This is a genomic window from Pseudomonas capeferrum (genome assembly GCF_000731675.1).
In the GTDB taxonomy this organism is placed as follows: domain Bacteria; phylum Pseudomonadota; class Gammaproteobacteria; order Pseudomonadales; family Pseudomonadaceae; genus Aquipseudomonas; species Aquipseudomonas capeferrum.
In genome coordinates this window covers 26,502-39,453 of the sequence record NZ_JMIT01000006.1, presented here as the reverse complement: position 1 = coordinate 39,453, position 12,952 = coordinate 26,502, and the positions used below count along the sequence as shown (strand labels likewise).

At 65.1% G+C, this 12,952-nt stretch carries 7 protein-coding genes and 1 pseudogene; 4 read left to right on the top strand and 4 right to left on the bottom strand.

Going from position 1 to position 12,952, the window contains the following annotated elements; translation table 11 throughout:
* Positions 1-57: 57 nt before the first annotated feature.
* A pseudogene (locus tag PC358_RS28215) lies at positions 58-231 on the top strand (transposase); the annotation flags it as partial.
* A 63-nt stretch (positions 232-294) separates the two neighbouring features.
* On the opposite strand, the gene PC358_RS25820 reads toward PC358_RS28215, so the two are convergent.
* Positions 295-1,632, bottom strand: coding sequence for an MATE family efflux transporter (locus tag PC358_RS25820; protein ID WP_033703386.1), 1,338 nt, complete (start codon positions 1,630-1,632; stop codon positions 295-297).
* A 166-nt stretch (positions 1,633-1,798) separates the two neighbouring features.
* Here PC358_RS25820 and PC358_RS25815 point away from each other — a divergent pair, with 166 nt between their 5' ends.
* Entirely contained in the window at positions 1,799-6,709 is a 4,911-nt protein-coding gene (locus PC358_RS25815) for an alpha-2-macroglobulin family protein (protein WP_033703385.1), read from the top strand.
* A gap of 188 nt (positions 6,710-6,897) precedes the next feature.
* Here PC358_RS25815 and PC358_RS25810 read toward each other — a convergent pair whose 3' ends face one another.
* Complete coding sequence (locus PC358_RS25810; protein WP_033703383.1) at positions 6,898-7,191, bottom strand: hypothetical protein; 294 nt, start codon at positions 7,189-7,191, stop codon at positions 6,898-6,900.
* Between the two features lie 77 nt (positions 7,192-7,268).
* Between PC358_RS25810 and pbpC the strand changes: the two genes are divergently transcribed.
* Together pbpC and PC358_RS25800 are read left to right on the top strand one after the other, a co-directional pair.
* On the top strand, positions 7,269-9,623 hold the full coding sequence (pbpC, locus tag PC358_RS25805) for a peptidoglycan glycosyltransferase PbpC (RefSeq protein ID WP_033703382.1): 2,355 nt from the start codon (positions 7,269-7,271) through the stop codon (positions 9,621-9,623).
* A 93-nt stretch (positions 9,624-9,716) separates the two neighbouring features.
* Positions 9,717-11,390, top strand: a complete 1,674-nt coding sequence (locus tag PC358_RS25800; protein WP_033703380.1) for a ShlB/FhaC/HecB family hemolysin secretion/activation protein — start codon at positions 9,717-9,719, stop codon at positions 11,388-11,390.
* 41 nt (positions 11,391-11,431) lie between these two features.
* Here PC358_RS25800 and PC358_RS25795 read toward each other — a convergent pair whose 3' ends face one another.
* Complete coding sequence (locus tag PC358_RS25795) at positions 11,432-12,208, bottom strand: response regulator transcription factor (RefSeq protein WP_033703379.1); 777 nt, start codon at positions 12,206-12,208, stop codon at positions 11,432-11,434.
* 119 nt (positions 12,209-12,327) lie between these two features.
* Entirely contained in the window at positions 12,328-12,798 is a 471-nt protein-coding gene (locus PC358_RS25790; protein ID WP_033703378.1) for a prepilin peptidase, read from the bottom strand.
* Between the last annotated feature and the right edge of the window lie 154 nt (positions 12,799-12,952).

The window sequence follows — 12,952 nt, the reverse complement described above, 5'->3', positions numbered from 1 at the left end:
CGTCGCGAAATGAGGGCGAAGCCCTCACCGAGGTCACACCCGGTCTTTACCTGCTGACATCGGCTGGGTGCAGAACGTCGGCATATCTGGCAACGGGGTTACCATGATCGGGCACTACGCAAAGAAGACGATGTAAAAGCCGCAGCGCGTTACATCGTCGCCAATCCCATGCGTGCCGGTCTGGTGCAGCGTGCTGGCGAGTATTCACATTGGGATTGTGTGTGGCTGTAGGTCAGCAGGTGAGGGCTGCGCCCTCATTTCGCGACGCAAGGCCGCTCCTACAGGCATCCGGCACTACCGAATCCACAACCCCTTTTGCTGCAACCGCCACCCAACCCACCCCAGCGTCACCGCCCGCAGCGCCATGAAGCCAAGAAACGCCAGCCACAACCCATGGTTGCCAAACCCGCTCATGCCCCACGCCACCGGCAGCGCAATCACCACCGAAACCAGCATCGCATTGCGCATTTCCCTGGCCCGCGTGGCGCCGATGAACAGCCCGTCCAGCAAGTAACTCCACACCGCCACCACCGGCAGCACCGCCAGGTACGGCAGGTACGGGTAAGCCGCTGCCCGCACGCTGTCGATATCGGTCTGCAGGTCGATGAACAGATGCCCCCCCAGCAGGAACAACACGGCAAACCCGACGCTGGTGATCAGCGACCACCCACACGCCACGACCAACGCGCGGCGTAGGCTGGTGTGGTCGCGCGCACCAATGGCGTGCCCGCACAAGGCCTCGACAGCATGGGCCAGGCCATCGAGGGCGTAGGCGGTCAGCAGCAGGCCATTGAGCAATAACGCGTTGGCGGCCACCGTCGCTTCACCCAGGCGTGCGCCTTGCACGGTGATCAACAGAAACACCAGCTGCAAGGCCAGGCTGCGCAGGAAGATATCGCGGTTGACGGCCAGCAGTGGCCGCCATGCCTGCCAGCGCTTCAACGCCGCCCAGGCGATGTGCCCAGGGTAGGCGCGCAGGGCCGGGCGGGTTAGGGCCAGCCCCAGCAGCGCGGCGCTCCATTCGGCGATCACCGACGCCCGCGCCGAACCCAGCACCCCCCAGTCCAGGCCGAGTACGAACCACAGGTTGAGCACGATGTTCAGCAGGTTGGTCGTCAGCAGAATGGCCAGCGGCGCCCTGGCATTCTGGGTGCCCAGGAACCAGCCGACCAGCGCGTAGCTGGCCAATGCAGCAGGCAGCCCGAGCAGGCGAGTGTGGAAGAAATCTTCGGTGGATTGCTGCAACGCCGCGCTGGGCTGCATCGCATGAAGTGCAAGCTGGCTGAAGGGCAGCGCCAGCAGGCCGATGATCACGGCAAAGCCCAAGGCCAGCAGCAGCCCTTGCACCAGCACCTGGCGCAACGCTGCGCCGTCGCCGCGGCCGGCAGCCTGGGCCGCAAAACCGGTAGAGCCCATGCGCAGAAAGCCCATCAGGCCGACCATGAAGGTGAACAGGGTGGCGCCCACCGCCACTGCGCCCAGCTGATGGGCATGGGGCAGGTGGCCAATGACGGTGCTGTCGACCAGCGCCACCAGCGGTACCGAGATATTGGAGAGGATCATCGGTGCGGCCAGGCCCCAGACCTTGCGGTGGGTAGGGCGGTCGCGCCAGTCGGTGGTCAGGGAGCTCATCGGTGTCCTAAGGTCATGGGGGCAGCGTTTGCAGGCCACAGTGTACCGGCCAGGCAACCAATGCGCGCGAACGCGGTCTCACCTGGCGCTCGACTTCGGGTGATGCGCCCGGCGTTGCGCTATAGTTGCTGCCCTCACGTACACGCTGCCAAAGAGTTCCCACACCATGTTCAACAAAGGATTGTTGCTGGCCTGCGCGCTGGCGTTGCTCAGTGCTTGTGACTCATCTGCGCCGGACAAACCGGCGCCGGCTGAGAAACCGGCAGCCACCACGCCCGCCGAGGTGCAACCGGCCAAGCGCGAAGACCCCGCCGTGCTCGCCAAGCGCTACGAGGGCCGCGCGCTGACGGTGCTGGATGTCTCGGAAGTGCAGCTCGATGGCGCCAGCGCGTTGTCGATCAGCTTCTCGGCGCCGCTGGATGCCAAACAGGACTTTGCCGCCAAGCTGCACCTGGTCGACACTGTCAAAGGCAAGGTCGATGGTGCCTGGGAACTCTCCGACAACCAGATGGAGCTGCGCCTGCGCCACCTCGAGCCGCAGCGCAAGCTGGTGCTGACCGTCGACAAAGGCCTGCTGGCGGTCAACGGCCAGCAGCTCGACAGCGAGTCGGTGACCCGCCTGGAAACCCGCGACATGCAGCCGACCATCGGCTTTGCCAGCCGCGGCTCGCTGCTGCCCACGCGCCTGGCCGAAGGCCTGCCGGTGATCGCCCTCAACGTCGACAAGGTCGATGTCGAATTCTTCCGCGTGAAGCCCGAGATGCTGTCGACCTTCCTGGTCAACTGGGGGCGCAACAGCAGCCTGTATTCCTACCAGTCCAAAGAAACCCTGGCCATGGCCGAGCTGGTCTACAGTGGCCGTTTCGACCTCAACCCGGCGCGCAACACCCGCGAGACCGTGTTGCTGCCGATCGCCGGGATCAAGCCGCTGCAGGCGCCGGGTGTGTACCTGGCGGTGATGCGTGCTTCTGGCACTTACGATTATTCGCAGCCGGCCACCCTGTTCAGCCTCAGCGACATCGGCGTCTCTGCGCACCGCTTCCGCGACCGCCTCGACGTGTTCGCCCAGGCCCTGGAAGGGGGCAAGGCGATGCAGGACGTCAACCTTGAGATACACGATGAGAAGGGCAAGCTGTTGGCCCAGGCCAAGACCGATGGCGAAGGCCACGCCCAGCTGCCGATCACGCCCAAGGCCGATACCTTGATTGCCACCCAGGGCGTGCACACCACCTTGCTGCGCCTGAACACCGCAGCGTTGGACCTGGCCGAATTCGACATCACCGGCCCTCAGGCCAACCCTTTGCAACTGTTCATCTTCGGCCCCCGCGACCTGTATCGCCCCGGCGAGACCGTGCTGCTCAACGGCCTGCTGCGCGATCAGGATGGCAAGCCGGTCAAGGCCCAGCCCGTCAGCGTGGAAGTACGCCGCCCCGATGAGCAGGTCAGCCGCAAGTTTGTCTGGGAGGCCGATGGCAATGGCCTGTACCAGTACCAGTTGCAATTGGCCAGCGAAGCACCGACCGGTCGCTGGCAATTGCTGCTCGATTTGGGGGGCGGGCGCAAGCAGGTCTACGAGTTTCTTGTCGAAGACTTCCTCCCCGAGCGCCTGGCGCTGGAGCTCAAAGGCAGCAGCACGCCGCTTGCGCCTGATCAGGATGCGCACATCCAGGTCGATGGCCGCTACCTCTACGGCGCACCTGCCGCAGGTAATCGCCTGAGTGGCCAGGCCTACGTGCGCCCGTTGCGCGAAGCAGTGCCGGCGCTGCCGGGTTACCAGTTCGGCTCGGTCACCGAAACCGAGCTGAACCAGGACCTGGAGCTGGACGAGGTCACCCTCGACCAGGCCGGCAAGGCAGTGGTCGATATCGAAAGCCGCTGGGCCGAAGCCCGCTCGCCGCTGCAACTGACCGTGCAGGCGAGCCTGCAGGAGTCCGGTGGCAGGCCGATCACCCGTCGTCTGGAACAGCCGATCTGGCCGGCCGAGCGCTTGCCTGGCCTGCGTGGGCTGTTCGAGGGTGAGGAGACCGACAGTGACGGCCCGGTGGAATTCGAGTTCCTGGTCGCCGACCGTGACGGCAAGAAGCTTGCGGCCAACGACCTCAAGGTGCGGCTGATCCGCGAACGCCGTGACTACTACTGGAACTACTCGCAGAGCGACGGCTGGAGCTACAACTTCAACGAGAAATTCCTCACCCAGAGCGAGCAGACCGTCAGCGTCAAGGCCGGCTCGACCGCCAAATTGTCGTTCCAGGTCGAGTGGGGCCCTTACCGGGTCGAAGTCGAAGACCCGGAAACCGGCCTGGTCTCCAGCGAGCGCTTCTGGGCCGGCTACCGCGCCCAGGACAACGCCGAAGGCGGCGCGGTGCGCCCCGACCAGGTCAAGCTGGCCGTGGACAAACCCTCCTACGCCGATGGTGCCTCGGCCAAGGTCACGGTAACGCCGCCGGCAGCCGGCAGCGGCTACCTGATGATCGAGTCCAGCGATGGCCCGCTGTGGTGGCAGGAAATCGACGTGCCGGCCGAGGGCAAGACCTTCGACGTGCAACTGGACAAACAATGGGCACGCCACGACTTGTACATCAGCGCCCTGGTAATTCGCCCCGGCGAGCGCAAGGCCAATGCCACGCCTAAACGCGCCGTGGGCGTGCTGCACCTGCCGCTGGACCGGGCCGAGCGCAAGCTCGCGGTCAGCCTGCAGGCACCGGAAAAAATGCGCCCCAAGCAGCCGCTGACGGTGAAGTTCAAGGTGGCCAAGGCCGATGGCAGTGCACCCGCTGCGGGGCAACAGGTGCATGTGCTGTTGTCTGCGGTTGACGTGGGCATCCTCAACATCACCGACTTCAAGACCCCCGACCCGTTCGCCAGCCTGTTCGGTCGCAAGGCCTATGGCGCTGACCAACTGGACATCTACGGCCAGTTGATCGAAGCCGGCCAGGGCAGTCTGGCCAGCCTGGCATTCGGCGGTGACGCCGCCATGGCCAAGGGTGGCAAACGCCCCAACACCACGGTGACCATCGTCGCGCAGCAGAGCCTGCCGGTGACCCTGGACGACAAGGGCGAAGGCCAGGCCACGGTGGACATCCCCGACTTCAACGGCGAGCTGCGGCTGATGGCCCAGGCCTGGACCGAGGATCACTTCGGCATGGCCGAGGGCAAGACCGTGGTCGCCGCGCCGTTGATCGCCGAACTCTCGGCGCCGCGCTTCCTCGCCGGCGGCGACCGCACCAGCCTGGCGCTGGACCTGGCCAACCTGTCCGGCCAAGCCCAGCAACTGAATGTCGAAATCAGCACCGAAGGCCAGTTGAGCCTGGCCACCAGCGCTGTGCAAAGCGTTGCCCTGGCTGAAGGCCAGCGGTCCACGCTGATGATCCCGGTGCAGGCCCAGGGTGGTCTGGGCCAGGGTAAGGTGAAGGTGCGCGTCAATGGCCTGCAATTGCCGAACGAGCCGGCCACGGCCTTCGAGCGTGAGTGGACCTTGGGCGTGCGCCCGGCCTACCCGGCAATGCTCAAGCACTATCGGGTGGCGCTGAAGGACCAGCCATGGGCGTTGCCCGAGGCTGACCTGGCGGCCTTCGAACCGGCGGGCCTTGAAGCCAGCCTGGTGGTGTCGAGCCGGCCGCCGCTGAACCTGGCCGAACAGATCCGCGCCCTCGAAGCCTACCCGTATGGTTGCCTTGAGCAGACTACCAGCGGGCTGTACCCGTCGCTGTACGCCGATGCCGAGAGCCTCAAGCGCCTGGGCATCAAGGGCGAGCCGGCCGATGTGCGCAAACGCAAGATCGAGATGGGCATCGAGCACCTGCTGGGCATGCAGCGTTACAACGGCAGCTTTGGCCTGTGGAGCTCGGACAGCGAGGAGGAGTACTGGTTGACCGCCTATGTCACCGACTTCCTGCTGCGTGCCCGTGACCAGGGCTACGGCGTGCCGGCCGAAGCGCTGAAGAAAGCCAACGAACGCCTGCTGCGCTACCTGCAGGAACGCAACCTGATCGAGGTCGACTACAGCGAGAGCGCCGACCATACCCGCTTCGCCGTGCAGGCCTATGCTGCGCTGGTATTGTCGCGCAACCAGCAGGCACCGCTGGGCGCCTTGCGCGGGCTGTTCGAACGCCGCGCCGACGCCCGCTCGGGTCTACCGCTGGTGCAACTGGCCGTGGCGCTGGACAAGATGGGCGACAAGCCACGCGCCGAGCAGGCCTTGCAAGCCGGGTTGGGCATCAGCCGCAGCAAGGGCTGGATGGCTGACTACGGCAGCACCCTGCGTGACCAAGCGTTGATCCTGGCGCTGTTGCAGGAAAGCAACCTGGCCAGCAACCAGGTCGACCAACGCTTGTTCGCGCTGTCTGACGAGCTGGCGGCCAACCGCTGGCTGTCGACTCAGGAACGCAACGCGCTGTTCCTTGCCGGCCGTGGTTTGCTCGGCAAGCCGGAGGGCAAGTGGCAGGCGCGGCTGGACAGCGCAGGCGAAATCCGCGAGCTCGACAACGCAGCGTCGGGCCTGAAGCTCGAAGGCCCGTTGTTGGCTTCGCCGTTGACGGTGCAAAACGAAGGCAGCGAAACGCTTTACCAGCAGCTGACCCTCTCTGGCTACCCACGCCAGGCGCCATCGGCTGGCGGCAATGGCATGGAGATTCGTCGCGAGTACCTGGGCATGAACGGCCAACCACTGGACCTGCACAACCTGCGCAGTGGCGACCTGGTGTTGGTGCACCTGGCGCTCAAGGCCAAAGAGCGTGTGCCGGATGCGTTGGTGGTCGATTTGCTGCCGGCGGGGCTGGAGCTGGAAAACCAGAACCTGGCACAGAGCGCCGCCAGCCTGGACAACGCCAGCAGCGCGGTAAAGGAGTGGCGTGAGTCGATGCAGAATGCCAGCGTGGTGCATCAGGAGTACCGTGATGACCGTTATGTGGCCGCGCTCAAACTCGATGGCTATAGCACCACGCACCTGCTGTACTTGGCACGGGCGGTAACGCCGGGCACCTATCGCGTGCCGCCGCCGCAGGTCGAGTCGATGTACCGGCCGAACCTGCAGGCCGTGGGCGAGGGGCAGGGCGAGATGACCGTCAACGCCCGCTAAGCCGCAGCTGCCCCGCGTGCTTGGGTTGTTGTAGGAGCGGCCTTGCGTCGCGAAAGGGCCGCAGCGCGGCCCCAGCGATATCAAGGTTAACGCCGAAATCCTGGGGCCGCTCTGCGGCCCTTTCGCGACGCAAGGCCGCTCCTACACACACACCCAAAAAACACATCAAAGCGAGGGGCGGCAGGGCCTCAGTGAATCACCCAGCTCATCACCCACAACCCCAGCACCAGCCAGATGATCCCGAGGATGATCGACGCCCGCATGAAGGCACGGATGGCCGAGTACAGCAGCATCAGGCCGACTACCAGGGCAAGGATGCTGACCAGCGAGGTGTCCATGCCCAGCGTGCGCGCCAGGCCATCGATGAAATTGCCCCCGGCATTGGCCAGCAGGTTGAACAGCCCGCTCAATGCGTCGACGATAACTCGGATCAACGAACCCAGTGCCTGGCCCAGCCACTCGAAAAAACCTTCTACATGCATAGTTGCTTCCTGATCGACACGTCGGCGAGTTTGCCGTTTCCAAGCCTTTGGCCATCAGTTGGCCAAGTCGGTTCCCGATGCCAAGCTTAGCGTGGCCGCGCACGCGAGCGGGCAGAATTGCCCGTGCCGGTGTCATCACTCTGGTGCTGGCTGTCGGCCTGCTGTGGCTGGCTGACCGTATCTGGCCGCTGCCCATGCCAGGCGACGACCTGGCGCGGGTAGTGCTGGCCGAAGACGGCACGCCATTGTGGCGCTTTGCCGACGCCGAGGGCGTGTGGCGCTATCCGGTCAGCCCGGATGAGGTCTCGCCGCTGTACCTGCAGGCACTGCTGACCTACGAGGACCGCTGGTTCTATCGCCACCCCGGGGTCAACCCGCTGGCCCTGGCCCGCGCGGCCTGGCTGAACCTGCGCGGTGGGCGCGTGGTGTCGGGCGGCAGTACGTTGTCGATGCAGGTGGCGCGCCTGCTCGACCCGCATGACCGCACCTTGGCCGGCAAGCTGCGCCAGTTATGGCGTACGGCGCAGCTGGAGTGGCACCTGTCGAAGCGCGAAATCCTGCAGATCTACCTCGACCGCGCGCCCTTTGGCGGCACCCTGCAGGGGGTGGCGGCTGCCAGTTGGGCATATTTGGGCAAGTCGCCCAAGCACCTGACACCTGCCGAGGCGGCGCTGCTTGCGGTGCTGCCCCAGGCACCCAGCCGCCTGCGCCCGGACCGCCATCCCGAACGTGCCCAGCGTGCGCGCGACAAGGTGCTTCAACGGCTGGCCGAGTACCAGGTCTGGCCCGCCCAGCAGCTCAAGGAGGCCGCCGAAGAGCCCTTACTGCTGGCGCCGCGGCAAGAGCCGGCCCTGGCGCCGTTGCTGGCGCGGCGGCTGAACACCGCCGGTAGCCCGCCACTGATTCGCACCACACTCGACGCGGCCCTGCAAAGGCGCCTCGAAGACCTGCTGCTAGGCTGGCGTGCACGCCTGCCGGAGCGCACGTCGGCGGCGATTCTGGTGGTGGATGCACAGACCATGGCGGTGCGCGCTTACCTGGGGTCGATCGACCTGGCCGATGAGCGACGCTACGGCCATGTCGACATGGTGCGCGCCTTGCGCTCGCCCGGCTCGACGCTCAAACCGTTCCTTTACGGCATGGCGCTGGACGACGGGCTTATCCACTCCGAATCGCTGCTGCAGGATGTGCCCAGGCGCTACGGCGATTATCGGCCTGGCAACTTCTCCATGGGTTTCAGCGGGCCGGTGTCGGCCAGTTCGGCCTTGGCCCTGTCGCTCAACCTGCCGGCGGTGCAGTTGCTGGAAGCCTATGGCCCGAAACGCTTCGCGGCGCAGATGCGTGTGGCCGGCGTGCCGCTGATGCTGCCGCCCCTGGCCGAGCCCAACCTGTCGCTGATCCTCGGCGGTGCGGGCAGCCGCCTGGAAGACCTGGTCGGCGGCTATGCGGCCTTCGCCCGAGCCGGCAACAGTGCGCGCATCCGCCTGCAGCCCCAGGAGCCGTTGCTGGAGCGGCGCCTGCTGTCGCCAGGGGCGGCGTGGATTATCCGGCGTATTCTCAGTGGCCAGGCGCGTCCGGACCGTGACCCGCACGCCGAGCTGGTGCAGCGCCCGCAATTGGCCTGGAAGACCGGTACCAGCTATGGCTTCCGTGATGCCTGGTCGATCGGCGTCGGGCCGCGCTACCTGATCGGTGTCTGGATCGGCCGCCCTGACGGCACGCCAGTACCTGGGCAGTTCGGCCTGGCCTCGGCGGCGCCGTTGATGCTTCAGGTGCATGACCTGCTGAGCAACCGCGACGCCCAGCGCGGTATCCGCGTGCCGGTCGAGCAGGTGCCCGATACCATCGGCGTGGCAGCCATCTGCTGGCCGCTGGGCCAGCCGATGAATCGGCAAGACCCCAACTGCCGTCGCCAGCGTTTTGCCTGGACACTCGACGGCACCACGCCGCCGACCTTGCAGGCAGCCGACCAACCGCTGGGGATGGGCTTGCGCGAGCGCGTCTGGGTCAATGCGCAAGGGCAGCGCGTCGATGGCAGCTGCCTGGGGGCCAAGGTACGTGACATCGCCCTCTGGCCTGCGCCGCTGGAGCCGTGGCTTCCCCGCGTCGAACGGCGTGCGGCGCGCTTGCCGGCAGTCGACCCGACCTGCCCACCGCAGGCACCGGCGACTGCGCCACCTCTTTCAATCGTCGGTGTACGCCCGGGTGACAACCTGCGCCGCCCGGCAACCAGCAGCGAGCCGTTGCAGTTGCACGTTTCTGCCCTTGGCGGGGGTGGACGGCGCTGGTGGTTCCTCAATGGCCAGCCGTTGGGCGAGACCCTGGGCCAGGACAGCCTGCTGGTGCGCTTCGAACGCGCTGGGCAGATCGAGCTCAGCGCGCTGGATGAAAGTGGCGAGACCGCGCGGGTGGCGTTTCAGGTCAGCGAGTAGCCGTTCGACGATTGCCGGGCCAGCACCTACGCTTTGCAAGTGACGGGTGTGACCGGCTGGCGCCGCGGTACCCGAGGGATCATGGAGCGTCCTATGCGTCCTCTGGTCGTGCCCCTGTTATTGCTGCCTTGGGCCCTGCTGGCCCAGGCAGAGGCGTTGCCGGTGTTTCTCGACAGCCATGAAAACGAGCGTCGGCTGCCTGCCGCCAACCTGCCAATAGACACCTACCGCCCCGACACTTCGCCGCTGCGGCTGGCGCTGTCAGATGCCAATATTGCTGGTTGGGCACCTGCGGACACCCGGCTGGTGTTGCACAAGGTGCGTTTCGAGGGCGGCACGGTGTTCCCCCTGAGCGAGCTGCGCGACCACTACCAGCCGCTGATAGGGCACGAGATCACGCTGGGCGAGTTGCAACAGTTCACCGAGCGCCTCACCCAACGCTATCGGCAGGACGGTTACCTGCTCTCGTATGCCTACCTGCCACCGCAGGATGTCGCAGACGGCCGCATCCAGGTGGTGCTAGTGGAGGGCTATATCCAAGGCTACCGGCTGCAAGGCGACATCGGTTCGGCCCGCCGTTACCTGGAGCAGTTGCTTCAGCGTTTGCAAGCCGAACGGCCGCTCACACGTGAAACGCTGGAGCGCTACATCGGCATTGCCGAACGCATCCCGGGCGTTGCGCTAGGCGCCGAACTGACCGCGGCGCATTCGCCTGAGGGTGCCGCTCACCTGACGGTGCACGCGCAGCGTAGGCCGTTTGCCGCTGGCATTACCGTAAACGATGGCAGCCGTGAGGACACCCAAGCGCTGTTCACCGTGGCCAGCAATGCCCAGACCCGCTATGCCGAACAGTTCCAGGCAAGCCTGCTGCTGCCTCCCGGGGATGATCAGGCCCATTACCAGCGTTTGGCTTACAGCCAGTACCTGGACGCCGAAGGCAGCCAGTTGCTGGTATCTGCTTCGCGCTATCGCAGCACACCGGGCACCCGTATCCGCCTGGATGACGGCAGCGATCTCACCCAGAAGCGGGAAAGCGAGCGTTATTCGGTAGGCCTTGGTCAACCACTGATCGTCAGGCCGGATGAGTGGCTGACGGTGACGGGGCGCTTCTACGCGGTCAGCGAGCATCTCGAAGATCGGCCTGCGGGGCGTTTGCAGGTGCGCGAATACGACAACTACGTACGGGCGCTGTCCTTCGAGGGCAACTGGCGCAAGGCCGAGGCTCGCCGCTTGCGAATCGTCAGTGCCGGGGTCTATCAAGGCCTGGATTACCTCGGCGCGCGCAGCGACGCCGACTATGACCTCGACTTCTTGCGGTTGCGCCTTTCGGGATTGCAGAGCGACACGCTGTTCGACGCTTGGCAGGGGGGGATTTCGGGCGCCCTGTACTGGAGCGACGACACACTGCCCGACAGCGAACGGGCGGTGTTTGGCGGGCAGGGTTTCGCCCGTGGTTACCCCCGTGACCAAGCAGCGGGGGACAAGGGCTGGGGTGTGGCGTACGAGCTCAACTACCGCGTTCGGCACAGCGACGGCTGGCTGAAGGTGGTACAGCCTTATGCGGTGCTCGATGCAGCGCGTGCCTGGTACAACGCCGGCAAGGTCGAGGATGCCCGGATGGCGTCTGCTGCGCTGGGGCTGCGGCTGGGGGATGGGCGTTATTTCGATGTTGCTGTGGAAGTAGCGAAACCTCTGGCGGATGCTGCCTTGGACAGCCTGAGCCGAACGCCACGCGTGACGCTCAGCTTCACCTATCAGATGCAATGAACCCCGCTCGATACGCTCCTGCGCAACACCGGCGTTCGTGATCAATGCGCGGTAAAGCGCTGATGCACCGGGGAAGAACTCGGCGTCAGCGCCAGCGCCAGTTGCGTGCGGTTGTGCATGTGGGTCAGGCGCAGCACCTGGGACACATAGAGCTTCACGGTGTTTTCAGTGATGCCCAGTTCGCAGGCGATCTGGTAGTTGGTCTTGCCTTTGCTGACCAACCGCGCCACTTCCAGTTGGCGCGGCGACAGCTTCTCGAACACCGCAGGCAGCTCGCTTTCGCCTTCCTCGACATCATTGGCACGCCGATGCACACCCTGGCCGCGGGCCTTTTCAAGGTCGTGGTAGAGCTCGTCAACGGACGATGCCAGGTCCTGCAGGCGCTGGTTCAGGCCGCCCAGTTCCTTGAGGTTGCGCTGGCGCTCGAGCAATGCCTGCTCCTGGCGGCGAACGCCTTCGAGCAGTTCGTCGAGGTTCATGGGCTTTTGGTAGTAGTCGGCAAAACCTGCGCGCAAGGCGCGGATCACATCCTGCTTCTCCGCACGTCCTGTCAGCATGATCGCTTCGAACATGCGCTTGCTGCCGGCAATTTGCTTCAGTGCGCGGACCAGTTCGATGCCATCGCGCTGCGGCATGTGCAGGTCGCACACCACCAGGCCAATGCTTTGATCGGCCAGGTAGCGCTCGATGGCCTGGTCGGTGGAATTGGCAGGGACGCAAGGGTGACCTTGGCTTTCGAGAAATTCACACAGTTGCTCGACGATCAATGGCTGGTCATCGACCACCAGCACCTTCACTTCACTCGACGGCTTGTTCACGATCAACTCCCTGTTCGTAATCGGCCCTGCTCCCGGGCCAGACGCTCTGGCAGCTTAAAAGTAGTCGTACTTTGCGAGTCTGTACAAGGCCCGTACAAGTTATCGGACCACAAATATGATTATTGGATCCATACCGCTGTCAGAAGAAACCCCGCCAGTACGTAGGGCACGAAGGCTTGTTTGTCGCCCATCTGCTCCGTCAGGGCCTGCAAGCGCTTCTTTACCTTGGGGTTGAGCAGGGTCCACAAGCGGCGACGGGTGAGCAGCCACAGCAGCACCGTGACCCCGGCCCCGATGAAGGTGCCGAGTACATATTGCGGGCTGGTGGCGAGGGCCAGGGCGCCCATCAGCTTGACGTCGTCGGCCCCGAAGCGCCCGAGCATGTAGCCGGGCAGGGTCAGCAGCATGACGATGGCCAGCGCCCAACCGGCATCGCTGGCCTCGGCGCCGATCCAGCTGTGGCCGGTAGCGAACAGCCACGCCAGGGCGCAGGCCGCGACGCCGAGGGTCAGCAGGTTGGATATCTGGCGTTGACGCACATCCTGTTCGGAGCACAAGGCAAGCCACATCAAGAGAACAATGCTTTGCATTGGCAGGTCGCCTTCCCTAATTGTTGAACACTTCTACCCGGTCAGTCAGGTTTCCTTAACTGAAGATAGACGGGAACGTGCGGGGGAGTGCAGTTGGCAACGGAAAAAGGCGTGGTCGAAATGGATTATGTCGCGGTTGGCGCAGCGCTTTTGT

What these genes read in the sequence shown, in the direction of transcription:
- PC358_RS25820 (WP_033703386.1), bottom strand. Translation starts at nt 1,632, where the DNA reads ATGAGCTCCCTGACCACCGACTGGCGCGACCGCCCTACCCACCGCAAG.
- PC358_RS25810 (WP_033703383.1), bottom strand. Translation starts at nt 7,191, where the DNA reads ATGCATGTAGAAGGTTTTTTCGAGTGGCTGGGCCAGGCACTGGGTTCG.
- PC358_RS25815 (WP_033703385.1), top strand. Translation starts at nt 1,799, where the DNA reads ATGTTCAACAAAGGATTGTTGCTGGCCTGCGCGCTGGCGTTGCTCAGT.
- PC358_RS25800 (WP_033703380.1), top strand. Translation starts at nt 9,717, where the DNA reads ATGCGTCCTCTGGTCGTGCCCCTGTTATTGCTGCCTTGGGCCCTGCTG.
- PC358_RS25790 (WP_033703378.1), bottom strand. Translation starts at nt 12,798, where the DNA reads ATGCAAAGCATTGTTCTCTTGATGTGGCTTGCCTTGTGCTCCGAACAG.
- pbpC (WP_033703382.1), top strand. Translation starts at nt 7,269, where the DNA reads ATGCCAAGCTTAGCGTGGCCGCGCACGCGAGCGGGCAGAATTGCCCGT.